Annotated in this window: 22 protein-coding genes; 7 read left to right on the top strand and 15 right to left on the bottom strand. The window is 60.3% G+C overall.

The window, feature by feature from the left end; all coding sequences use genetic code 11:
• Nucleotides 1–2 precede the first annotated feature (2 nt).
• From D781_RS13125 to flgL, 4 genes are all read left to right on the top strand, one after another.
• The gene (locus tag D781_RS13125) at nt 3–1,103 is read left to right on the top strand and encodes a flagellar basal body P-ring protein FlgI (RefSeq protein WP_015672823.1); all 1,101 of its coding nucleotides are present in this window, start codon (nt 3–5) and stop codon (nt 1,101–1,103) included.
• Nucleotides 1,103–2,041 carry a flagellar assembly peptidoglycan hydrolase FlgJ gene (flgJ, locus tag D781_RS13120; protein ID WP_015672822.1) on the top strand — a complete coding sequence of 313 codons (939 nt, stop codon included), beginning with the start codon at nt 1,103–1,105 and terminating at the stop codon, nt 2,039–2,041. The genes D781_RS13125 and flgJ overlap by 1 nt, the downstream gene beginning before the upstream one ends.
• A gap of 238 nt (nt 2,042–2,279) precedes the next feature.
• Nucleotides 2,280–3,929, top strand: a complete 1,650-nt coding sequence (gene flgK, locus D781_RS13115) for a flagellar hook-associated protein FlgK (RefSeq protein ID WP_015672821.1) — start codon at nt 2,280–2,282, stop codon at nt 3,927–3,929.
• Between the two features lie 16 nt (nt 3,930–3,945).
• Nucleotides 3,946–4,911 carry a flagellar hook-associated protein FlgL gene (gene flgL / locus D781_RS13110; RefSeq protein ID WP_015672820.1) on the top strand — a complete coding sequence of 322 codons (966 nt, stop codon included), beginning with the start codon at nt 3,946–3,948 and terminating at the stop codon, nt 4,909–4,911.
• A 164-nt stretch (nt 4,912–5,075) separates the two neighbouring features.
• Here flgL and fliR read toward each other — a convergent pair whose 3' ends face one another.
• The 13 genes from fliR to fliF form a co-directional block, all read right to left on the bottom strand.
• The gene (fliR, locus tag D781_RS13105) at nt 5,076–5,858 is read right to left on the bottom strand and encodes a flagellar biosynthetic protein FliR (protein WP_015672819.1); all 783 of its coding nucleotides are present in this window, start codon (nt 5,856–5,858) and stop codon (nt 5,076–5,078) included.
• A 2-nt stretch (nt 5,859–5,860) separates the two neighbouring features.
• Entirely contained in the window at nt 5,861–6,130 is a 270-nt protein-coding gene (fliQ, locus tag D781_RS13100) for a flagellar biosynthesis protein FliQ (RefSeq protein WP_015672818.1), read from the bottom strand.
• Between the two features lie 54 nt (nt 6,131–6,184).
• Nucleotides 6,185–6,973 carry a flagellar type III secretion system pore protein FliP gene (gene fliP, locus D781_RS13095; protein ID WP_015672817.1) on the bottom strand — a complete coding sequence of 263 codons (789 nt, stop codon included), beginning with the start codon at nt 6,971–6,973 and terminating at the stop codon, nt 6,185–6,187.
• Nucleotides 6,970–7,365: a flagellar biosynthetic protein FliO gene (fliO, locus tag D781_RS13090; protein WP_015672816.1), complete on the bottom strand. Its 396-nt coding sequence runs from the start codon at nt 7,363–7,365 to the stop codon at nt 6,970–6,972. The genes fliP and fliO overlap by 4 nt, the downstream gene beginning before the upstream one ends.
• Nucleotides 7,362–7,778 (bottom strand): flagellar motor switch protein FliN, encoded by a 417-nt coding sequence (gene fliN / locus D781_RS13085; RefSeq protein WP_015672815.1) that lies wholly within the window; start codon nt 7,776–7,778, stop codon nt 7,362–7,364. Before fliN ends, fliO begins: the two co-directional genes overlap by 4 nt.
• Nucleotides 7,771–8,775, bottom strand: a complete 1,005-nt coding sequence (gene fliM / locus D781_RS13080) for a flagellar motor switch protein FliM (protein ID WP_015672814.1) — start codon at nt 8,773–8,775, stop codon at nt 7,771–7,773. Before fliM ends, fliN begins: the two co-directional genes overlap by 8 nt.
• 6 nt (nt 8,776–8,781) lie before the next feature.
• Nucleotides 8,782–9,270 carry a flagellar basal body-associated protein FliL gene (gene fliL / locus D781_RS13075; RefSeq protein ID WP_015672813.1) on the bottom strand — a complete coding sequence of 163 codons (489 nt, stop codon included), beginning with the start codon at nt 9,268–9,270 and terminating at the stop codon, nt 8,782–8,784.
• A 164-nt stretch (nt 9,271–9,434) separates the two neighbouring features.
• Complete coding sequence (locus D781_RS13070; protein WP_015672812.1) at nt 9,435–10,625, bottom strand: flagellar hook-length control protein FliK; 1,191 nt, start codon at nt 10,623–10,625, stop codon at nt 9,435–9,437.
• Entirely contained in the window at nt 10,622–11,068 is a 447-nt protein-coding gene (gene fliJ, locus D781_RS13065) for a flagellar export protein FliJ (RefSeq protein ID WP_015672811.1), read from the bottom strand. The genes D781_RS13070 and fliJ overlap by 4 nt, the downstream gene beginning before the upstream one ends.
• A gap of 20 nt (nt 11,069–11,088) precedes the next feature.
• Nucleotides 11,089–12,453, bottom strand: a complete 1,365-nt coding sequence (gene fliI, locus D781_RS13060) for a flagellar protein export ATPase FliI (protein WP_015672810.1) — start codon at nt 12,451–12,453, stop codon at nt 11,089–11,091.
• Nucleotides 12,450–13,157 carry a flagellar assembly protein FliH gene (gene fliH, locus D781_RS13055; protein WP_015672809.1) on the bottom strand — a complete coding sequence of 236 codons (708 nt, stop codon included), beginning with the start codon at nt 13,155–13,157 and terminating at the stop codon, nt 12,450–12,452. The genes fliI and fliH overlap by 4 nt, the downstream gene beginning before the upstream one ends.
• A complete protein-coding gene (gene fliG, locus D781_RS13050) occupies nt 13,150–14,142 on the bottom strand; it encodes a flagellar motor switch protein FliG (protein WP_015672808.1) in 993 nt (330 codons plus the stop codon). Before fliG ends, fliH begins: the two co-directional genes overlap by 8 nt.
• On the bottom strand, nt 14,139–15,836 hold the full coding sequence (fliF, locus tag D781_RS13045) for a flagellar basal-body MS-ring/collar protein FliF (RefSeq protein ID WP_015672807.1): 1,698 nt from the start codon (nt 15,834–15,836) through the stop codon (nt 14,139–14,141). Before fliF ends, fliG begins: the two co-directional genes overlap by 4 nt.
• A gap of 269 nt (nt 15,837–16,105) precedes the next feature.
• Between fliF and fliE the strand changes: the two genes are divergently transcribed.
• Together fliE and D781_RS13035 are read left to right on the top strand one after the other, a co-directional pair.
• Entirely contained in the window at nt 16,106–16,420 is a 315-nt protein-coding gene (fliE, locus tag D781_RS13040) for a flagellar hook-basal body complex protein FliE (RefSeq protein ID WP_015672806.1), read from the top strand.
• 401 nt (nt 16,421–16,821) lie between these two features.
• On the top strand, nt 16,822–17,271 hold the full coding sequence (locus D781_RS13035) for a PaaI family thioesterase (RefSeq protein ID WP_015672805.1): 450 nt from the start codon (nt 16,822–16,824) through the stop codon (nt 17,269–17,271).
• 157 nt (nt 17,272–17,428) lie between these two features.
• On the opposite strand, the gene D781_RS13030 is transcribed toward D781_RS13035, so the two are convergent.
• A complete protein-coding gene (locus D781_RS13030) occupies nt 17,429–18,970 on the bottom strand; it encodes a phosphoethanolamine transferase (RefSeq protein WP_015672804.1) in 1,542 nt (513 codons plus the stop codon).
• A gap of 738 nt (nt 18,971–19,708) precedes the next feature.
• Here D781_RS13030 and lpxO point away from each other — a divergent pair.
• Nucleotides 19,709–20,617: a lipid A hydroxylase LpxO gene (lpxO, locus tag D781_RS13025; RefSeq protein ID WP_015672803.1), complete on the top strand. Its 909-nt coding sequence runs from the start codon at nt 19,709–19,711 to the stop codon at nt 20,615–20,617.
• Nucleotides 20,618–20,661: 44 nt separating this feature from the next.
• On the opposite strand, the gene D781_RS13020 is transcribed toward lpxO, so the two are convergent.
• On the bottom strand, nt 20,662–21,492 hold the full coding sequence (locus D781_RS13020) for a helix-turn-helix transcriptional regulator (protein ID WP_015672802.1): 831 nt from the start codon (nt 21,490–21,492) through the stop codon (nt 20,662–20,664).
• Nucleotides 21,493–21,748: the final 256 nt, after the last annotated feature.

Below are 21,748 nucleotides of genomic sequence, written 5' to 3'. Positions count from 1 at the left end.
CGATGCTGAAGAAATTAGTGATGGCCGCGCTGCTGGCGAGCCTCAGTCTGCCGGCGGCGGCGGAGCGGATCCGCGATCTGGTGACGGTGCAGGGCGTGCGCGACAATGCGCTGATCGGCTACGGGCTGGTGGTGGGGCTGGACGGCTCCGGCGACCAGACCATGCAGACGCCGTTCACCACCCAGAGCCTGAGCAATATGCTGTCGCAGTTGGGCATCACCGTGCCGCCGGGCACCAACATGCAGCTGAAAAACGTGGCGGCGGTGATGGTGACGGCCAGGCTGCCGCCGTTTTCCCGCGTCGGGCAAAATATCGACGTGGTGGTCTCCTCGATGGGCAACGCCAAAAGCCTGCGCGGCGGCACCCTGCTGATGACGCCGCTGAAAGGGGTGGATAACCAGGTCTACGCGCTGGCGCAGGGCAACGTGCTGGTCGGCGGTGCCGGCGCGGCGGCCGGCGGCAGCAGCGTGCAGGTCAACCAGCTGGCCGGCGGGCGTATCAGCAACGGCGCCACCATCGAGCGCGAGCTGCCGACCACCTTCGGCCAGGGCGGCGAACTCAATCTGCAGCTGAACGATGAAGACTTTACCCTGGCGCAGCAGATCAGCGATGCGATTAACCGCCAGCGCGGCTACGGCACCGCGACGCCGCTGGATGCGCGCACCATCAAGGTGCTGGTGCCGCCGGGCAACAGTTCCCAGGTGCGTTTTCTGGCGGAGATTCAGAATATCAGCGTGCGCGTCGGCGCGATCGACGCCAAGGTGATCATCAACTCGCGCACCGGCTCGGTGGTGATGAACCGCGATGTGGTGCTGGATTCCTGCGCGGTGGCGCAAGGCAATCTGTCGGTGGTGGTCGACCGGCAAAACAGCGTCAGCCAGCCGGATACGCCGTTTGGCGGCGGGCAGACGGTGGTGACGCCGAATACCCAGATTTCGCTGCAGCAGCAGGGCGGTTCGCTGCAGAAGGTCAACGCCAGCGCCAATCTGAATAACGTGGTGCGCGCGCTGAACGCGCTGGGGGCGACGCCGATCGACCTGATGTCCATCCTACAGGCGATGCAGAGCGCCGGCTGCCTGCGCGCCAAACTGGAAATTATCTGATGAGCAGAGACGTCACCAGCCTGGCCGGCGCGGCCTACGACGCCCAGGCGCTGAACGGGCTGAAAAGCGCCGCGGCCGCCGACCCGCGGGGCAACCTGAAGCAGGTGGCCCGCCAGGTGGAAGGCATGTTTGTGCAGATGATGCTGAAAAGCATGCGCGCCGCGCTGCCGAAAGACGGCATGCTGAGCAGCGACCAGACCCGGCTGTACACCTCGCTGTACGATCAGCAGATCGCCCAGCAGATGTCGCAGAAGGGGCTGGGGCTGGCGGATATGATGGTGCGCCAGCTCGGCAGCGCCGGCACGCCGCCGAGTGAAACGGCCGGTACGGTACCGATGGCGCTGGACGGCGAGCGGCTGCAGGCGCTGCCGCGTCAGGCGTTGGAGCAGATGGTGCGGCGCGCGCTGCCGTCGGTGCCGGGCGGCCCTGCGCCGCTGAACAACGGCAACTTTGTCGCCCGGCTGTCGGCGCCGGCGCGTCTGGCCAGCCAGCAGAGCGGTATTCCTCACCTGCTGATCGTGGCGCAGGCGGCGCTGGAGTCCGGCTGGGGGCAGCGTGAAATCCCGACCGCCGACGGTTCGCCAAGCCATAACCTGTTCGGCATCAAGGCGGGCGGCGGCTGGAACGGCCCGGTGACCGAGATCGCCACCACCGAATACGAGCAGGGAGCGGCGAAGAAAATCAAGGCGCGCTTCCGCGTGTACGGCTCCTACGTGGAGGCGATTGCCGACTACGTCAAACTGCTGACCGGCAACCCGCGCTACGCCGGCGTCGCCGCTGCCCGCACGCCGGAGCAGGCGGCGCACGCGTTGCAGCAGGCGGGCTACGCCACCGACCCGCACTATGCCCGCAAACTGGTCAGCGTAATTACGCAGATGAAAAGCGCCGGCGAGCAGGTGGCGAAGGCCTACAGCCACGATTTGCAGGATCTGTTCTGAGCATGACGCCCGGCAACGTGTCGTTATTTGTGTCACGTTTGCCGGTAAGTTCGCCTGACTATGGGCGATAAGCGGCAGTGTGCCAACCCTGTCACCTATCTTGCCGCGCGCCGCGACGGCGTGAGTTTTTCCTCAAGTTTTTCGCCGCCGGGCCGATAACCCAGACAGGCTGGACGGCATCGTTCAGCAACCCGATGACACCCTGTGGGCCTCCGGCGCCGCAGCATAAGGAATCTCTATGTCCAATAGCTTAATCAATACCGCGATGAGCGGCCTGAATGCGGCGCAGGTGGCGCTGAGCACCGTCAGTAATAATATCTCCAACTACAACGTGGCCGGCTATAACCGCCAGACTGCCATTCTGGCGCAGAACGGCGGCATGGGCACCATGGCCGGCTTTATCGGCAACGGCGTCACGGTCACCAGCGTAAACCGCGAATATAACCAGTTCATCACCAATCAGCTGCGCGGCGCGCAGAGCCAGGCCGGCGCGCACAACGCCTATTACGAAAAAATTTCGCAGATCGATAACCTGCTGGCGGACAAAACCAATAACGTGTCGACCAATATGCAGGACTTTTTCAAAAGCCTGCAGAACGTGGTCAACAACGCCGGCGATGACGCATCGCGCAACGCCGTGCTGGGCAAGGCCAACGGCCTGGTGAACCAGATCGGCAACGCCGATAAATACCTGCGTGACCTGGACGCCGGCGTTAATCAGCAGCTGAGTGAAAGCGCGGTACAGATTAATAACTACAGCCAGCAAATTGCCAAGCTGAATGATGAGATCACCCGCCTGCGCGGCAGCAGCGGCAGCGAACCCAACGCTCTGCTCGATCAGCGCGACCAGCTGGTGACCGAACTGAACCAAATCGTCAATGTGCAGGTGACGCAGCAGGACGGCGACGCCTACACCGTCTCTTTCGCCAACGGCCTGACGCTGGTGCAGGGCAGCAATACCTATCAGGTGGAAGCGGTGCCCTCCAGCGACGACCCGGCGCGGCTGACGCTTGGCTATAACCGCGGCAACGGCGCCAGCGAAATCCCGACCGGGCAGATTACCGGCGGCAGCGTCAGCGGCGTGCTGAAGTTCCGCAGCGAGGCGCTGGACGGTGCGCGCAACCAGTTGGGGCAATTGGTGTTGGCGATGGCCGACAGCTTTAACCAGCAGCACCGCGCCGGTTTTGATATTAACGGCGAGCCGGGCGGCGACTTCTTCAGCTTCAGCGGCGGCCGGGTGGTGGAAAACAGCCGCAACGGCGGCAACGCCGAACTGAGCGTGAGCTATACCGACACCGGCAAAGTGCAGGCCAGCGATTACCGCGTCGAGTTTGACGGCAGCAATTGGCAGGTGACGCGCCTGTCGGACAACGTCAAAGTGAATGCCACCGCCGGCACCGACGCCGACGGCAAGCCGACGCTGGAGTTTGAAGGATTACGGGTCGGCATCGACGGCACGGCCAACAAGAACGACAGCTTCACCGTCAAGCCGGTCAGCGACGTGGCCGGCAATTTAACGGTGGCGATTAGCGACGCCGGCAAACTCGCCGCCGCCGGCAGCGAGGACGGCGGCAGCGGTGATAACGACAACGTTAAAAAACTGAGCGACCTGCAAACGCAAAAGCTGGTGGACGGCAAGGCGACGCTGAGCGGCGCTTACGCCAGCCTGGTCAGCAACGTCGGCAACCAGACCGCGACGGCAAAAACCAACAGCGTTGCGCAGGGCAATATTGTCAAGCAGCTGACGGAGCAACAGCAGTCGGTATCCGGCGTCAATCTGGACGAGGAGTACGGCGAACTGCTGCGTTTCCAGCAGTATTACATGGCGAACGCGCAGGTGATTCAGACCGCCAGCTCAATGTTCGATGCTCTTCTCTCCATCCGTTGATTAAGGAACCCAGACTATGCGCATGAGCACCAGCATGATGTACCAGCAAAACATGCAGGGTCTGACCGACCGGCAGTCGCTGTGGATGACCTCCGCCAAACATTTGTCCAGCGGCACCCGGGTGCTGACGCCGTCCGACGATCCGCTGGCGGCTTCGCAGGCGGTGATGCTGACGCAGTCGCAGTCGGAAAACAGCCAGTATGCGCTGGCGCGTCAGTTCGCCCTGCAAAGTATCACCATGGCGGAGAAAGTGACCGCCAGCGCCGCCGGCAGCATCAAGGATATGAAAGGCCTGCTGGTTAACGCCGGCGACGGCGTGCTGAGTGATAACGACCGCGCCTCGCTGGCGACCCAGCTGCAGGGGCTGAAGGATCAGCTGTTGGGCCAGGCCAACAACTCCGACGGCAACGGCCGCTATATGTTCGGCGGTTTTAAGGATGACCAGCCGCCGTTTGTTCAGCAGGACGACGGCAAGGTGGTGTATCAGGGCAGCAGCCGGGCGATTGAGCAGAAGGTTGACGCCAACCGCACCATGACCGTCGGCTATACCGGCGATGATATTTTTATGTCGCTGACCAGCAACCCGAAACCGGAGCCGGACGGCAGCGCGCCGGTGAGCAACGTGTTCGACAGCATCGACCTGGCGCTCAAGGCGCTCAATACGCCGCTGCAGGACGCCGACGACGCGACGCGTCAGCAGGTGCAGGCGGATTTGGACAAGGCGCAGCGCGGGCTGGACAACGCCTACAACAACGTGCTGACGATCAATGCCAAGCTGGGTACGCAAATGCAGGAAATTGAGACCCTGGATAATATCGGCAAGGTCCGCGATGCCAACAACCAGGTTCAGATGAGCGCGCTGGTCGATGTGGACGTCGTCGAGGCTATCTCTTCTTATTTCCAGCAGCAGGCCGCATTACAGGCTTCGTATAAAACGTTCGGCGATATGCAGGGCATGTCGCTGTTTCAGATGAACCGTTAATACCGACCATCGTGCGCCGTCATTTGCCGGCGCACGCCAATTTGGCTGCGCGAAGGGGAGCGAACCGTGCTGACGCGGGGCGAACTTCTTAAAACCGGGCGCAGTCGTTTGGCCCGTAGCGCTTTTTCCCACTAAGGTTTGGCGCTACGGGCTTTTTTTATGCGTTAACTGCGCATGCCGCTGAGCACGTCCGCCAGCCGGTTAAACACCTCGCCGAACAGGTGTTCGCAGAACGGCGCCAGCATCGGCATCATCATGCCGAGCGTCAGCATGCCGATGGTCATGGTGACGGGAAAGCCGATGACGAACACCGACAGCTGCGGCGTGACGCGGTTAAGCAGCCCCAGCGACAGGTTCAGCGTCAGCAGCAGACAGATCAGCGGCAGCGCCAGCATCACGCCGTTGATAAAGATCAGCGAGCCGGCCTGCGCCAGCGCCAGAAAGCCGTTGCCGCTCAGCGGCTGCGGGCGGATCGGCAGGGTGTGGAAGCTGTCCGCCAGCAGCGATATCAGCCACAAATGGCCGTCGAAGGATAAGAACAGCAGCATCGCCAGCAGATTAAGCAGGCGCGCCAGCACCGGCATGTTCGGCCCGCCGGACGGGTCGAAAAAGGTGGCGAACGACAGGCCCATCTGCATGCCGATCACTTCGCCGGCGGTGCGCACCGCCGCAAAGGCGAACTGCATGGTCAGGCCGAGCGCCACGCCGATCAGGATTTGCTGCAGCGCCAGCCACAGGCCGGCGGCGGAAAAAATCGGGGTCTCGCTGGCCGGCAGCGTCGGCGCAATCAGCACCACGATCAGCCCGCCCAGCCCCAGCTTCACTTTTTTGCCAATCTGCTTTTCACTCAGCAGCGGGGCGGTGGCGATCAGCGCCAGAATCCGCAGCAGCGGCCAGAAATAGTGGCTGAGCCAGAGGGTGAACTGCGAACTGTCGAGGTTGAGCATGGTTAACCGATAATGTTGGGCAGGTTGCTGAACAGCATGCGCATATAGTCCAGCAGCAGGTTGAGCATCCACGGGCCGGCGATAATGATGGTGGCCACCACCGCCAGGATTTTCGGGATAAAAGACAGCGTCATTTCGTTGATCTGGGTGGCCGCCTGCAGCAGGCTGACCACCAGCCCGCTGACCAGCGCCGCCAGCAGCAGCGGGGCGGCCAGCGCCAGCGCCACTTTCATCGCCTCAACGCCCAGCGCCATTACCGATTCAGGAGTCATTGCGTTTTTCTCCGCATAGGGCGGCGCTCGCGGCCGAGCGCCGGGGGAAGGGGATCAGGAATAGAAACTCTGCGCCAGTGAACCCAGCAGCAGCTGCCAGCCGTCGACCAGCACAAACAGCATCAGTTTGAACGGCAGCGAGATGGTGGCCGGCGGCACCATCATCATCCCCAGCGCCATCAGCACGCTGGCCACCACCAGATCGATAATCAAAAACGGAATAAATACCGTAAAGCCGATCTGGAAGGCGGTTTTTAACTCGCTGGTGACGTAGGCCGGCAGCAGGATGCGCATCGGCACCGCCTCCGGGCCGGCCAGCGGCGGCTGATGGGCCAGCCGGGCGTACAGCGCCAGATCGGTTTCCCGCGTCTGACGCAGCATAAATTCGCGCAGCGGTTGCGCCCCCTTTTCCATGGCGACGTCGAGCGCGATTTTGTCCTGGCTGAACGGCAGGTAGGCATCCTGATACACCTTGTCGAACACCGGCGACATGATAAAGAAGGTCAGAAACAGCGTCAGCCCCAGCATCACCTGGTTCGGCGGTGCGGAGGGGGTGCCCAGCGCGTTGCGCAGCAGGCCCAGCACGATAATGATGCGGGTAAAGCTGGTCATCATCAGCAGCATCGCCGGCAGGAAGGTCAGCGAGGTCAGCAGCACCAGCGTCTGCACCGGCAGCGACCAGCTCTGGCCGCCGCCGGCGAGCGGCTGGCTGATAAGGCCCGGCAGCTGCGCCAGCGCCGCCGGGCTGACCAGCAGCAGGGCGGTCAGCGCGGGCGCGCAGCGGCGGATCGGACGGGCGGGACGCGTCGGCGACGCAGGGGACGGGCGTTGGGATGCATTCATGCCGATTTTTCCGGGCGTTGCAGGACGTTGTGTATCAGTTGACGAAAGTTGGCCGGCGGCGTGACGCCGTCGGCATCAGGGGCGGCAGGCGGCGCGCTCAGGGTGTGCAGCGGCGTGATCTGCTGCGTGGTAACCCCCAGCACCAGCCAGGTGTTGTCCACTTCCACCACCACCACGCGTTCGCGCTGGCCGACCTGGCAGCTGGCGCGCAGATTCAGCAGCGCACCGCCGCGTTTCTGCGGGGCAAAGCCCAGGCGGCGGAACAGCCAGCCGGCCAGCAAGATCAGCAGCAGCACGCCGCCGAGCGCGCTGCTGACTTGAGTAAGCACCGAACCGGTCGGCAGGACCGGTTCGGCTGGCTGGCTGACGTGCGTCTGCTGCGCGTCGATCATCGGCTCAGGCGCCGCATACGTTCGGACGGGGTGATGATATCGGTGATGCGTACGCCGAACTTATCGGCCACCACCACCACTTCGCCCTGGGCGATCAGATAGCCGTTGATCAGAATATCCAGCGGCTCGCCGGCCAGCCCGTCCAGCGCCACCACGGAGCCCTGCGACAGGCGCAGCAGCTCTTTGATGGTCATTTTGGTGCGGCCGAGCTCCACCGTCAGTTTGACCGGAATATCCAGAATCAGGTCGATATCCTGCAGGCCGCCGATGGCATCCTGCGCTTCCAGCGTTTTGAATACGCCTTCGGTGGTGGCGCCGGGCTGCTCCGCGGCCTGTTGTTCGTTAAACGCGTCAGCCCACATATCGTCTACGGATTCCTTTGCTTCGCCAGACGGTTGTTTCGGGTCACTCATTGGGCCGTTCCTCACTCAGAGCATGCAAAATAGGGTTAATCAAATGTTCAACGCGCAGGGCATACTGCCCGTTCAGGGTGCCGTATTGGCTGGTCAGCACCGGCACGCCGTCGACGTGCGCGATCAGGCGTTCCGGCTTGTCGATCGGCAGGACATCGCCGGGCTGTAGTTTCAGTACCTTCGACAGACGCATCGGTATGTCGACAAAGTTGGCGATCAGCTCCAGCTCGGAGTGCTGCACCTGCTTTGCCAGGGTTTCGCGCCAGCGGTTGTCCTCCTGACGTGAATTTTCCAGCGGCGGGTTGGTCAGCAGTTCGCGCAGCGGCTCAATCATCGAGAAGGGGATGCAGATGTTGAATTCGCCGGTCAGCGCGCCGATCTCCACCTGGAACGGCGTGGTGACCACGATATCGTTCGGCGAGGTGGTGATATTGGTGAATTTCACCTGCATCTCGGCGCGCACATACTCCACGTCCACCTTATAAATCGCGCTCCAGGCGTCGCCGTAGGCGTCCAGCGCCAGCCGCAGCATGCGGCGGATCACCCGCTGTTCGGTCGGGGTAAACTCGCGGCCCTCCACCTTGGTCGGGAAACGGCCGTCACCGCCGAACAGGTTATCGACGGCGATAAACACCAGGCTGGGCGCGAACACGAACAGCGCGGTGCCGCGCAGCGGATTCAGATGCACCAGGTTCAGGTTGGTCGGCACCGGCAGGTTGCGGGCGAACTCGTGATACGGCTGGATCTTGATCGGGCCGACGGTAATGTCCGGGCTGCGGCGCAGCAGGTTAAACAGCCCCATGCGGAACTGACGGGCAAAACGTTCGTTAATGATTTCCAGCGCCTGCAGCCGCTCACGCACCACCCGGCGCTGGGTATTGGGATCGTAAGGCTTGACCTCGCTCTCATTGCCGACCATCGCCGCAGGCTCATCGCCCGAGCTGTCGCCGTTGAGTAGCGCGTCAATTTCCGCCTGAGAAAGAATACTGTCGCCCATAGTGGATTACCGCAGGATAAAGGCGGTGAACAGCACATCGCTGACCACCTGCTTGGGTTGGCCGTTAACCAGCGGCGGGCTTAGCGCCTGTTTGATCTGCGCCACCAGCTGCTGTTTCCCCTGTTCGTTGGCCAGCTGCGCGGCCTCCTGCCGGGACAGCAGCATCAGCAGACGGCTGCGCACCTCCGGCAGAAAATCGTTCATCTGGCGGCGCGTCGCCTCATCCGGCAGACGCAGCGTCAGGCCGATGTACAGCACGCGGTCGGGGTCGTTGTCCGGCGTCATCAGGTTGACGGTAAAGGTGTCGAGCGGCATAAAGACCGGCGCCGCCGGCGGCTGCGGTTTGGCCGCCGCGGGGCTGCCTCCGTGCTCTTTTTGTTGCAGCAGCCACCAGCTGTAGCCCGCCGCGCCGCAGGCGGCGACGGTGATTAACAGCAACAGGATGACCAATAGCGGGCGCTTTTTCGGCGCCGTTGGCAGGGTGTTTTGTGACATTACTTAATCAAATTCCTGTTATTGGCACGCGCAGAGCCTGCGTCCGTGCGTCCCCCTGACGGCAGGGGGAGATAAAGATGGCGTTATTATCCCGTCTATCCCGGCATGCAATAGCCTGAATAGGCGGGGAAAAACGTGTCAGCTTCGGCGTTTGCCGCGGCGCGTCAGGCGAAGATATCGACGCCGTCAACCGCCCGCGCCAGCGCCTGCAGAGCCGGCGGCGCGGCAGATGCTTCGGTGGGCAGCTCCGCGCCGCCGTGCTGCTCACGGTAGGATGACGGCCGGCCGTGCTCCTGTGAGGCCTGCTGCTGCGACTGCTGCGGCGACGGGTCGCCGCCAACGCTGCTTTGCCCCAGGTTGATGCCGCTTTCCGCCAGCGCATGGCGCAGCTGCGGCATGGCGGCTTCCACCGCGGCGCGCACCTGGCCGTGCGCCGAGGCGATATGCAGCTGCGCCTGCCGATCGTCCAGCTTCAGGGTAATCTGCAGCGAGCCCAGTTCCTGAGGATGCAGACGCAGTTCGGCGCTCTGCTGGCCGCCGCGGTGGAACATCAGTACCTGCTGGCTTAACGCCTGTTGCCATTCCGGGCTGCCGAGCGGCGCGTTCAGCAACGGGGCCGTCGGGGCGGTTGGCGCAGCGGCAGGCTGTGGCGTCGTGAACTGCACGCCGGAGGCCGGCGATGCTATGGCGTGCTGCGGCGTTGGGGCCGGTGCGCCATCGCCATTCAGCGCGAGACGTTCAACGGAGAAGGCGTCGGGGTTGGTCGCCGGCGGCAGGGCGGCGTCGCTATTTTGCGGCGCAGACGTCTGGCGCGGCGCGGCCGGCGTTGCGATGCGCTCGGCAGAAGGCGCGGCATCGTTATGCAGCGCGGCCATCAAGGCGTTCGCCGGCGCCGGCGTGTTAGCGGCGGGGCGGTGATCCGCCGGCGGCGCAGCGGCGCGTTGCGCGTCCGGCAGCGGCGCTGCGGTTGGCGGCAGCATCGCCAGCAGCGCCTGCAGGGTGGCGGCATCCGGCGCGTCCTGCGCTTTCAGGGCCGCAACGGGCGGCGATTCCGGCTCGTCGTCCGGCGTGGTTGCCGCCTCGGCCGGCGCGCGTTCGGTCAGGTTCGTCAGCGTTGCCAGCCGCTCCGGCGTGCTCAGCAGCCGGCTGAGCGCCTCGCCGTTCGGCGCTGGCTGCGCATCGGCGGCCGGCGTCTGCAGCTGCGGTGCGTCCGCGCGTTGCCCGGCGGGACGAAAGCGTTCGCCCAGCAGCTGTGCGAACGCCGATGACAGCGCATCGCTATCGGCAGCCGGCGTCAGACCATCGGTTGCGGCGTCGCCAGCCGGCGTCATCATGGGCAAAAGGGTGAGATTCATGGGTTACTGTTCCTGTGTGAACGACGTTGAGCAAACTCATCCATCAATTTTTGGTCGCGTTTATTTTCCCGCTGCTGCTCGGCGTGCAGCGCGCGCGTATGCAGGGTGTCGAAGGCGTTCAGCCGCTGCTGTTTGTCCTGCCACTGCGTCGTGGCCTGCGCGACTTTTTCGCTCCACTGCCGCAGCTGCTGGCGGTGCTGACCGATGGCCTGTTCCAGCGTGGCGATAAACTGCTGATAGTTTTGCCAGCTGGCGGACGCCATGCCGTGGTTCAGCGTGGCGTTGAGTTTCTGCCGGTACTCATCCTGGTAGTTAAGCAGCATGGAGAGCTGCTGCTCCGCCGCCTGCTGCGCCTGGCGCGCCTGCCCCAACTGTTGGGTGGCCTGTTCCACCGCCTTTTGCGCCAGATCGCGCAGCGTCAGCAATGGCGAGTGTGATTTCATCGTGCCGTGCTCCCGGTCGGTTAAACGATCAGCTGTTGCAGCTGCTGACAGGCTTCGTCATAGCCGCTGCGTTCGAAAATGCCCTGCTGCAGATAGGCCTCCATTTGCGGATACAGCGTCATCGCCTTGTCCAGCAGCGGATCGCTGCCGGCCGCATAGGCGCCGACGCTGATCAGATCGCGGTTGCGCTGATAGCTGGCCAGCATCTGTTTGAAATCGCGCACCCGACGGTAGTGATCCTGGTCGATCAGCGCGGTCATCGCGCGGCTGATGGACGCTTCGATATCGATCGCCGGGTAGTGGCCGGATTCCGCCAGGCGACGCGACAGCACCACGTGGCCGTCGAGAATGGCGCGCGCCGAGTCGGCGATCGGGTCCTGCTGATCGTCCCCTTCGGTCAGGACGGTATAAAAGGCGGTGATGGAGCCGCCGCCGCTGATGCCGTTGCCCGCACGCTCCACCAGCGCCGGCAGTTTGGCGAATACCGACGGCGGGTAGCCTTTGGTGGCCGGTGGTTCGCCGATCGCCAGCGCAATTTCCCGCTGCGCCATGGCGTAGCGGGTCAGGGAGTCCATAATCAGCAGCACGTGCTGGCCGCGGTCGCGGAAATCTTCGGCGATGCGCGTGGCGTAGGCGGCGCCCTGCATCCGCAGCAGCGGCGACACGTCGGCCGGCGCGGCGATCACCACCGAGCGGGCGCGACCTTCGGCACCAAGAATATTCTCGATAAAGTCTTTCACTTCCCGGCCGCGTTCGCCGATCAGCCCGACCACGATCACATCGGCCTGGGTATAGCGCGCCATCATGCCGAGCAGCACGCTTTTACCAACGCCGGAACCGGCGAACAGCCCCATGCGCTGGCCGCGGCCGACGGTCAGCAGGCCGTTGATGGTGCGTACGCCGACGTCCAGCACCTGTTCGATCGGCGTGCGCTGCAGCGGGTTGAACGGCGCGGTGGCCAGCGGCGCGCGGTAGCCGGTTTCCGGCGCCGGCAGGCCGTCGAGCGGTTTGGCGCCGCCGTCCAATACCCGGCCGAGCAGGGCGGGGCCGAGCGGCAGCTGTTTGCCGGCGCTTTGTCCCTCCGGCGCGAGGCGGGCGTACACCCGCGCGCCGGGTACAATGCCTTCCACATCTTCCAGCGGCATCAGAAACAGGTGCTGGCCGTTAAAGCCGACCACTTCGCTTTCCACTTCCTGGATCTCGCCGGCGCAGTGCCGCTCGATCAGGCAGGTGGCGCCGAGCGGCATCTGCAGGCCGGTGGCCTCCAGCACCAGCCCGGTGGCGCGGGTCAGGCGGCCGTAGCGCCGCACCGGCGGCGCATGTTGAATGCGCTGCTCCAGCGTATCCAGCGCGCTGAGCCAGCGGCCGAGGCGCGGCGTCGTCATACGTCCCCCGGGGCCGCCAGGCGGCAGATTTCGTGCCAGCGGGTAGCCAGGCTGGCGTCGAGATCGCCTTCCTCGGCGCTGACCTTGCAGCCGCCGGGATGCAGTTCGCCGTCGGCCAGCAGCCGCCAGCCGTGCAGGCTCAGCGTCACGCCGAGCTGCTGTTCCACGCGCGGGTAGTCGTCGGGGTGTACGCGCAGCTGCGGTTTGCCGCTGAACATCGGTTCCTGTTGAATCAGCTGTTGGATCTGCGCCAGCAGGGCGGTGCCGTCGCAGACCGGCGGCTGGCCGAGCACCTGCTTGGCGGCGGTGAGCGCCAGCTGCATCAGGCGCGCGGCGATCACGCTGTCCAGCGCGTCCAGCGTCTGCTGGAATTCACCGACCATCTGCCGCCACTGCTCGGTCAGCGGCTGCTGCTGCAGTTCGCTCTGTTCGATCCCCTGCTGACGGCCTTCCTCCAGGCCTTGCTGAAAGCCTTCCTGGTATCCCTGCTGCCGGCCTTCGTCATGGCCCAGTTGATGACCCTGCTGCTGCGCCTGCAGCCGCAGGGCTTCCAACTGTTGCCGTTCGTTTTCCGCCTTATCCAGCGGCGCGCTCTCCGGCATGGCCGGCGGCAAATCGGTTTCCGGTGCGGTTTCCGTCGCCGCGGGCGTCGCTAAATCGTTAAGCCGCCACGGCTGCCAGGCGAGTAGGCTGCTGTCAGACATAGGTATCCTCGCCGCCGCCGATAATCATCTCGCCGCTTTCCGCCAGGCGGCGGACGACCAGCAAAATGGCCTTCTGTTCGTTTTCCACCTGCGACATGCGTACCGGGCCGCGGTTGGCCAGGTCGTCGCGCAGAATGTCGGCGGCGCGCTGCGACATATTCTTGAGGAACTTCTCGCGCAGCGGCTGTTCCGCACCTTTCAGGGCAATCAGCAGCGATTCGCCTTCCACCTCCTGCAGCAGGCGCTGGATACTGCGATCGTCGACCTCCACCAGGTTCTCGAACAGGAACATTTCGTCGATGATCTTCTGCGCCAGTTCGCCGTCGTAGTCACGCATTGCGTCGATCACCGCTTCTTCCTGATGGGTCTTCATCAGGTTGATGATTTCGGCGGCGGTGCGCACCCCGCCCATTTTGCTGCGTTTGAGGTTCTGGCCGTCGAGCAGGTTGTTGAGCACTTCGGTCAGCTCCGCCAGCGCCGCCGGCTGCACGCCGCCGAAGGTGGCGATACGCAGCATCACGTCGTTGCGCAGGCGTTCTTCGAACTGCGCCAGAATATCCGCCGCCTGACCGCGCTTCAGGTGCACCAGAATGGTGGCGATAATCTGCGGGTGTTCATCGCGGATCAGATCGGCCGCGCTCTGTGGCTCCATAAAGTTGAGCGTTTCCATCCCGGAGGTGGTTTCGCGCGATTCGAGAATATCTTCCAGCAGGCTGGAGGCGCGCTCTTCGCCCAGTGCTTTCACCAATACCGAACGCAGATAGTCGCTGGCATTGACGCTGAGGGCGGCGTACTGTTCGGCATCGTCCTCAAACTCCGTCAGAATCTCTCCCAGCTGTTTGTGCGACACCTGCCGCATGCTGGCCATGGTGCCGCTCAGCTGTTGCACTTCACGGGACGAGAGGTGTTTGAACACCTCGGCGGCGCGATCTTCTCCCAGCGTCATCAGCAGGATGGCGCTTTTTTCTGTACCTGTCAGACTCATAATTCGTTACTCATCCATTGGCGGATTACCAGGGCGATAATGCGCGGATCTTTATCCGCCAGATCGCGGATGCGCTGGCTCTGGACTTCGGCGCTGACGCGCTGCTGTGAACGCTTGCGCTGCACCAGTTCCTCGTTGCTCGGCTTGCTGCCGCCTTCGGCAGGGTGGGCCGGCGCGGCGGCTGCGGCGACGGCGGCCTGCTGCTGCGCCTGGCGGTTTTGCCACTGTGGGCGCACCAGCTTGCGCCACAGCAGCCAGGCAATCAGCGCAATCAGCAGATAGCGACCGGCGTTCAGCAACTGATCGATAAAGTGCTGCGACTGCCAGAACGGCAGTTCGGCGCCGCCGGTTTCCACATCGCTGAACGGCGAGTTGACCACGTTCAGGCTGTCGCCGCGATCGCTGGAATAGCCCATGGCTTCGCGCACCAGCGCTTCCGCCTGCGCCAGCTGCGCTTTGCTCATCATCACCGGTTTGCCGTCTTTATCCGTGCCGAGGGTGTTGAGCACCACGGCCACGGACAGGCGCTGCACCGTGCCGGCTTTGTGCTGGGTATGGCGGATGGTACGGTCGACTTCGTAGTTGGTGGTTTCGTCGCGGCGACTGTTCTGCGGCCCGCTGACGGCGTTTTTGCTGCGGCCATTGTCCGCCGCGGTTTTGTCGGCGTTGGCCTGTGCGTCGGCGTTATTCGCCGGCGGCGTTTCAACCGGCGCCGTCGGCGCTGCGCTTGGCTGATTAGAGAGCGCGCCCGGCACGCCGCCTACCTGCGGAGCGCCTATCTGATCGCTCTGGCTCAGCTGGCGCGAACGGATGGCGGCTTTTTCCGGCGTCGGGTTCGGCTGGTACTGCTCGTCGGTCTGCTCGCGGGTGGCGAAATCGATCTGTGCGGTCACCTGCGCCCGGACGTTGGCGCTGCCGACGATCGGCGCCAGAATCGCCTCGATGCGGCGCTGGTAGCGGCCTTCCACTTCGGCGGCGTATTTCAACTGGGCGGCGTTAAGATCGCGCCCGTTGCCGTCGGACTGCGTCAGCAGGCGGCCGGCCTGATCGACCACCGTGACGTTGCCCGGCGGCAGCCCGGCCACGCTGCTGGCGACCATATAGACAATGGCGTTGATCTGGCCGTCATCCAGCGCGCGTCCCGGCTGCAGCGTCAGGGTGACCGAGGCGGAAGGGGACTTCTGCTCGCGCACAAACAGCGACGGCTTGGGCAGCGCCAGATGCACCCGCGCATTCTGCACCGGCCCCAGCGATTCGATGGTGCGCGACAGCTCGCCCTCCAGCGCCCGCTGATAGTTGATCTGTTCGCTGAACTGGCTGATGCCGAATTTTTCCTGATCGAGCAGTTCAAAGCCGACGGCACCGCCTTTTGGCAGCCCTTGCTGCGCCAGGCGCAGGCGGGTTTCATGGACGTTTTCGGCGGGGACCATCAGCGCCGAGCCGTTGTCGGCGAAGCGGTAGGGGATGTTCATCTGCGTCAGTTGCGTGACAATCGCACCGCCGTCGCGGTCGTTCAGGTTGCTGTACAACACGCGGTAATCCGGACTTTTCACCCATAACAACAGCGCCACCACGATGGCTATCGCGGCGGAGGCCGCAATCAGCAACGGGATTTTGGGATTGGCGCGCAGGCGGTTCCACTGGGCCTGAAGGCCGTTTTCACGGTTTTCACCGTGGGCTATTGAGGCGCTCATGCTGGCCCCTTACCTGGCTGAACAAAATGCTTAGCGTTGTGTGGTGACAAAACAGACTCCATGATGCACATAACTTGACGGGTTAAAACTGCCCCCATTTTGGGCATGCCATTATTTGCCCCGGGGGCGGATTTTGATGGCCCGATAAGCCGCGTTTTTTGCGGTTAATTAACCGCTTTAGTGACGGGGGCCTGTGCTAGGGTGTGCGTCATCAAAATTGTATCGGGTGTACACAGACCCGACGGCGACAACCAGCACAGGGGAGCAGAATGGCGATTCAGGGGATTGAGGGCGTACTGCAGCAGTTACAGGCCACGGCGCTGCAGGCCGGCGGTGCAAACGCCGCTCAGCCGACACAGGGCGCCAGCTTTGCCGCGGAGCTGAAGGCGGCGATCGGCAAAATCAGTGATAACCAGCAGGCGGCGCGCAAACAGGCGCAGGATTTTGAACTGGGCGTGCCGGGTATCAGCCTGAATGATGTGATGGTCGATCTGCAAAAGTCATCGGTGTCGCTGCAGCTGGGTATCCAGGTGCGTAATAAGCTGGTGGCGGCGTATCAGGATATTATGGGGATGCAGGTGTAGTGGGGTAAGGCGTCTGTATTGTAATGAGTTTATCGCCACCCTGTTTTGCCTTGGGGCATCCGTGTATTTGCACTCTCTTCTGTAACGTAACATGCCGATGAGAGTGGCGGCACTCGTCGGTGTGCTTGGATTAATATGTTTCTAGCTTGAAGCGGATATAAAACACACTATTTTGTATTTCATAATGTCAAGATTCATTGCTAGTCCTACCGTGGAAAGCATATGTGTAGGAATGTAAGTAACTCGAAGAATGTCTGCTGGATATGAGTCTGCGTGAGACCGTAATGTACTCAGTAGGGCAGAGTACTGGTGATTGTTTTTTGTTCAGCTATCTTAAGTATGAAAGTGAAGAAGTGTTTATGGATTTTTAGCATACTCTTTCATAACTGGAGGTGGTTGCCATGCAGAATGATCCCTATTTTTTACGGGTGGCCAGAGGCGAGGTTATCCTGTCGCAGGTCTCAAAGATGTTGGGGTGGAAGTTCGTCCACTATGACGATGATGCGATGAAGGTTCAGGTCGAGTACGATGCCGAACAGTTGTTGACCAATCCGCTGGGCTGCATTCAGGGCGGCATTCTGTCAGCCATGCTGGATGATGCGATGGGGCCGGCGGTATATATTACACTGCCGACGCCGCTGTTGGCGGTAACAATTGAATCAAAAACCAGCTTTATCAGTCCGGCGCAGCCTGGAAAGATCAAAGGTATAGGGAAAATTGTGCGCAAGACAGGTTCTATCGTATTTACCGAAGGCCTGCTGCAAACCGCTGAGGGCGAGTTGATCGCGACAGGCAGTGCCACATTCAAGCTGGGCAAGTACGGCAGGCTGCCGATTCCCTGGCAGGGGTAGGTGATCTTCTGGCGCCGGCTGTCGGCATGATGAACCGGCGCCAATATTGATTAATAACGCTGAATTATAATATCAACATATAAACACGCTTTATCACGAAAGCACGATAGCGGCTAAGCGGAGAGGGACGCTGTATGTCCTGATGTGACGCCTTTCTTTATAAGAGATCATCATCATCCAGGCTATCCAGAGCAACTAAAGAAAAATCTTTGTTCAGCACGTTCACCTGCTTAATGCATGGCCGATCGGCTAATGGCCGACATTGGCTGGCGATCTTTTCATCATGAATGCCGAGCCAGTCGGAAAACAGGCTCAGGAAGTCCAGGCCGCTGCGTTCTTCCGCTACATGGCGCTGTTCGCTTGCATCATAACTGGTAATGAAAAGTGGCACATTGAATGACTGCTTGTACAAATCGCTGTGCTCCATATAGGCATCGTCTTCGCCATTATTAAATTGCCCGAGGCCATGATCGGCGAAATAGAGCATAGACCAGCGGTTCTTTCCGCGATCCGCCATCTTTTGTATCTCGTGGAGCATCGTGTCGGTATTTTTGATGCTCTGTACATAACAGGAGATATCCTGGCTGATGTAAAATTCATCATAGTGTCCGTCCGTTCTTGCACAGGATTCCGGATGGGAACCAATCAGGTGAATGACGATCAGTTTCTTTGGTGCCTGGTCGGATAGCGCATCCTGAATAGTGGGAAGTAAGGCGCTGTCCGGATAGTAATTGTGATCGTTGGAGTCGCCTTTTTTGACAAAATGACTGACGTCAGCCTGTTTGCCGACGTCAGCCACGGGGCCGTCATAGAGACCGAAACGTCCCTGGTTTGATAGCCAGAAGGTTTTGTATCCGGCCTTTTTCGCCAGGCGAATAAAGCTATTGTTGTATTCTACATGGCCATCCTGCGCCAAGTAGAAGGAGGCGACGAGCGAAGGAACGGTAGCAAAACTGGCCGAATGATAATGATCGAAGAGAATGCCATTGGCCTGGCTCATAAACGGTGTGTTATTCAAACTAAAACCGTATGCATTCATGTAATCCTGCCGGACGCTTTCTCCGATCACTAAAATAAAGGTGTCATAAAGAGAAGTCTGGGTTGTCGGTTGCCAGGTGTCGGGCGTCGCCAGCAGCGAGGCGCTAATCTTTTCCTGCTGGGTGATAATCTTATAGGGTCGGTAGATATCATAAACAAAACGATAAGGTGAAAACTTGATATCTGCCTGACTAACATCGCCATATTTGATATACGAGTGGGCCGGATTGAAGGAGATAACGGCTACCGTCAAAGCGATATAAATAGTGGCGAGCCGGCTTTTGATGTGTTTTGCCTGTTTTGCAATGAACATACAAAGGATAGCCATCAGGAATAGCACGAATGACAACATAATGCTGCCAGCAGGCAGCATGCCTAAAAATTCAGCGCTTTCTGACAGGCTGGTATAGCGCGCGGCTGCTACGGTATTTAGCGACGGTGGACCATATTTGACGGCGACAGGCAGATAAACGGCGGCAATGACGGTTACTACGGCCACGGTTATATTGGCGGCAACCGGCGAAAATTTGGCCATGACAATAGGTATCAGAGCCAGTGCAATCGCATAGCCGGGACGAACAGCATAGCCGAAGGCGAAGTTAACCAGTAAGGACCATAGAATAAATAGGAGGAGAATAGTTTTGTTATTTAATCGTTTCATGTTTTTGCTGTGGTGGCAGAAAAGAAAAAAGATTCGCCTGAGCGAAAAAAACGCAATAACTATATCATTTTATATTCATCAGATCGATGAATTATGGGATTGTTTCCTAAGGAAAATATCTTTTTTTTCTGAATGGTATAAAAAACAACCCGTCCACGGCATCGGATATGCCGGGGCGAGAAGTGACAGCAGAAGTATGTGCTGATCCGTTTGCCTCGTATTGCTGTGCAAGAAGAAAGTGTGTACGTGCAGGCAGGAAGACTTAATTATGTTTATTTGTTTTTGATGTTAGTATTCATGTTGATATTAATGAGAGGAATAGGCACCGTAGCAGAGATACAGTGATTTAGATCGACATATTCAATTTTTTGCTAAGAAATAAGTGTTAACACCTGGTCCTCCCTATGTCATTAAATTAAAATGGTTGCGTTTTGGTTATGTGATTCACCAGGGAATGTTATGAGTATAAAAAGTGAAGCTGGATGGCGGAAAATAAGTATCGTAATAATAGCCATTCTCATTGTATTAGCCTATATCCTAGCTAAGCAATGATCTTATCGCGGCCATGTATTGCATGGCCGTTTCTGTTCCCAGGTGTTTGTGGCGGGCATGACGGGTGAGAACATAACCCATTTATTAACAAACACATAACCAAAAGGCACAAAATAATTAAACTTTTTTTGGCGTGAAATTATAATTCCTGCGATTTTGACAGAACGACTCTGTAGGACGGACTCTATGGTTGCAGCAATTATCATCGGTATTTTCCTTATCAGTTTTATGTACGCCCACTCCCGCGGGCAAGAAAAACAAAAAGTTGGCAGGCAGCTTTTCGATCACTCCACCTTTATGGGGCCGGTCAACATGTTTATGACCGGCTTCTCCCGCCTGCCGGCGAAACAACCTTACTTTGCTCCGCAGATCTTTCCCGAGCTGCAGCCGTTGACCGACAACTGGCAGGTGATTCGCGAGGAGGCCCTGCGCCTGCAGGACCACATCAAGGCGGCGCAAAGTCACAATGACGCCGGGTTCAACACCTTTTTCAAGCGCGGCTGGAAGCGTTTTTATCTCAAATGGTATAGCGACACCCACCCTTCGGCGCTGGCGTTATGCCCCAATACCGTCGCGCTGCTTAACCAGATCCCGTCGGTTAAGGCGGCGATGTTCGCCGAATTGCCGGCCGGCAGCCATCTGGGTAAACACCGGGATCCTTACGCCGGGTCGGTGCGTTATCACCTGGGGCTGGTGACGCCGAATGACGACCGCTGCTTTATCGAGGTGGATCGCCAGCGTCACAGCTGGCGCGACGGCCAGGCGGTGATCTTTGACGAAACCTATGTGCACTGGGCGCAAAACGGTACGGAGCAGACGCGGATTATCCTGTTCTGCGATATCGAACGGCCAATGAAGTGGGGCTGGGCGCAGGCGGTGAACCACTGGGTCGGCAAGACGCTGATGTCGGCGGCCAGTTCGCCCAATGACGAGCAGGACCGCACCGGCTTTATCAACCGTATTTTCAAATACGTCAATGCGATCCGCGATGCGGGCCAGCGGTTGAAAAAGCGCAACCGTCGCGGCTATTACCTGCTGAAATGGCTGCTAATCGCCGCCATCTTTGCCGCCATTATTATCCCGAGCCTGCGCTAAGTCATTGCGCCATTGCTCACCCCCTTGGGGAATGGCGCATATCGTTAGCCGCTTGCCGGCTCCATCACGCGCTGATGCCCGCGGATGGCGGTCGGGGCAAAACCAAAGCGCTTACGGAAACGCTCGGCAAAGCGCGAGGCGCTTTCATAGCCGACGTGTTGAGCAATGGCGGAAATCGGCCAGTCGGTGGATTGCAGCAGCGCCAGCGCGCTGCTCATGCGCACATCAATCATCAGGTTGCGCAGGGCGGTGTTTTCCGCCGACAGCTTACGCCGCAGCACGACTTCGCTCATCGATAGGCTGGCGGCTACCTTTGCTGCGCTCCAGATGCTGTGCGGATCGGTGGCCAGACAGCGGCGTACGCGCTGCGTCAGATCTTTGACTTCACCGTGGACGAATTTTACGCCGTACTGCGCCAGCCAGAGCAAAATCTCCAGCAGCTTATGGCGGGTGATCGCCGCTGGAAAACTGTGATGCAGCGTCAGCGCCAGATGCGTGGTTTCAAAACTGTGAATAAATCCGCAGGGGATATTCGGCAACGTGCGGACGCCGGAAAACGTGCCGGCCGCTGACACCTCGTTGGGGGCGGGCGCGGTGGCGAACAGCTGCGGATCGCAGGTGATCAGATGGCAGCTGAAGCGGCCATCGCCAGACAGGCTATTAATAATATCAACGGTTTGTCCGCCATCAATCAGCAGCAAATCGCCGGTGTTCGCCACCACTTCATGCTGTTGCCAACGGATGCGTTTGCATCCCTCCTGGATCAGATACAGGTGAGGTTGTTCGAAATACACTGAAGGGAGTAACAGTTCAGTATGTTGAATAATATGCGCCGAGCTACCGATCCCGGGACAAAGATTAATTGTGCGTTCCATCGATATTCGCTTTGCAGCCAGTCTCTGAGAATATCTTTACGCGTTGCCGCTCATCGGGGCAACTTTTTTCCATACGCGATAACGCGCAGTCCTGCTTATTTCCTGCCAAAAATTAATTTCCTGCTGAACAGAAAACGTCCATGTCGGGATGATATTTATCCACGATTTATCTCGCCGGGCCAAACGGTAACTGCCGGGGAAACCGTCACCGCCGAGAATAAGTGCACAGGATAAACGAAAAGCGTACCGGGCGTTA

Origin of the sequence: Serratia sp. FGI94, assembly GCF_000330865.1 — a bacterium.
In the GTDB taxonomy this organism is placed as follows: Bacteria; Pseudomonadota; Gammaproteobacteria; order Enterobacterales; family Enterobacteriaceae; genus Serratia_B; species Serratia_B rubidaea.
The sequence above is the reverse complement of the archived record's forward strand: the minus strand, read 5'-3'. Positions and strand labels throughout refer to the sequence as shown.

Excerpts from the sequence above, each read along its gene's own strand:
- fliF (WP_015672807.1), bottom strand. The coding sequence starts at position 15,836 with ATGAGCGCCTCAATAGCCCACGGTGAAAACCGTGAAAACGGCCTTCAG.
- fliL (WP_015672813.1), bottom strand. The coding sequence starts at position 9,270 with ATGTCACAAAACACCCTGCCAACGGCGCCGAAAAAGCGCCCGCTATTG.
- fliH (WP_015672809.1), bottom strand. The coding sequence starts at position 13,157 with ATGTCTGACAGCAGCCTACTCGCCTGGCAGCCGTGGCGGCTTAACGAT.
- lpxO (WP_015672803.1), top strand. The coding sequence starts at position 19,709 with ATGGTTGCAGCAATTATCATCGGTATTTTCCTTATCAGTTTTATGTAC.
- fliN (WP_015672815.1), bottom strand. The coding sequence starts at position 7,778 with ATGAGTGACCCGAAACAACCGTCTGGCGAAGCAAAGGAATCCGTAGAC.
- fliE (WP_015672806.1), top strand. The coding sequence starts at position 16,106 with ATGGCGATTCAGGGGATTGAGGGCGTACTGCAGCAGTTACAGGCCACG.
- flgL (WP_015672820.1), top strand. The coding sequence starts at position 3,946 with ATGCGCATGAGCACCAGCATGATGTACCAGCAAAACATGCAGGGTCTG.
- flgK (WP_015672821.1), top strand. The coding sequence starts at position 2,280 with ATGTCCAATAGCTTAATCAATACCGCGATGAGCGGCCTGAATGCGGCG.
- D781_RS13125 (WP_015672823.1), top strand. The coding sequence starts at position 3 with ATGCTGAAGAAATTAGTGATGGCCGCGCTGCTGGCGAGCCTCAGTCTG.
- fliQ (WP_015672818.1), bottom strand. The coding sequence starts at position 6,130 with ATGACTCCTGAATCGGTAATGGCGCTGGGCGTTGAGGCGATGAAAGTG.
- fliI (WP_015672810.1), bottom strand. The coding sequence starts at position 12,453 with ATGACGACGCCGCGCCTCGGCCGCTGGCTCAGCGCGCTGGATACGCTG.
- fliM (WP_015672814.1), bottom strand. The coding sequence starts at position 8,775 with ATGGGCGACAGTATTCTTTCTCAGGCGGAAATTGACGCGCTACTCAAC.
- fliP (WP_015672817.1), bottom strand. The coding sequence starts at position 6,973 with ATGAATGCATCCCAACGCCCGTCCCCTGCGTCGCCGACGCGTCCCGCC.
- D781_RS13030 (WP_015672804.1), bottom strand. The coding sequence starts at position 18,970 with ATGAAACGATTAAATAACAAAACTATTCTCCTCCTATTTATTCTATGG.
- fliJ (WP_015672811.1), bottom strand. The coding sequence starts at position 11,068 with ATGAAATCACACTCGCCATTGCTGACGCTGCGCGATCTGGCGCAAAAG.
- fliG (WP_015672808.1), bottom strand. The coding sequence starts at position 14,142 with ATGAGTCTGACAGGTACAGAAAAAAGCGCCATCCTGCTGATGACGCTG.
- D781_RS13020 (WP_015672802.1), bottom strand. The coding sequence starts at position 21,492 with ATGGAACGCACAATTAATCTTTGTCCCGGGATCGGTAGCTCGGCGCAT.
- D781_RS13070 (WP_015672812.1), bottom strand. The coding sequence starts at position 10,625 with ATGAATCTCACCCTTTTGCCCATGATGACGCCGGCTGGCGACGCCGCA.
- D781_RS13035 (WP_015672805.1), top strand. The coding sequence starts at position 16,822 with ATGCAGAATGATCCCTATTTTTTACGGGTGGCCAGAGGCGAGGTTATC.
- fliR (WP_015672819.1), bottom strand. The coding sequence starts at position 5,858 with ATGCTCAACCTCGACAGTTCGCAGTTCACCCTCTGGCTCAGCCACTAT.
- flgJ (WP_015672822.1), top strand. The coding sequence starts at position 1,103 with ATGAGCAGAGACGTCACCAGCCTGGCCGGCGCGGCCTACGACGCCCAG.
- fliO (WP_015672816.1), bottom strand. The coding sequence starts at position 7,365 with ATGATCGACGCGCAGCAGACGCACGTCAGCCAGCCAGCCGAACCGGTC.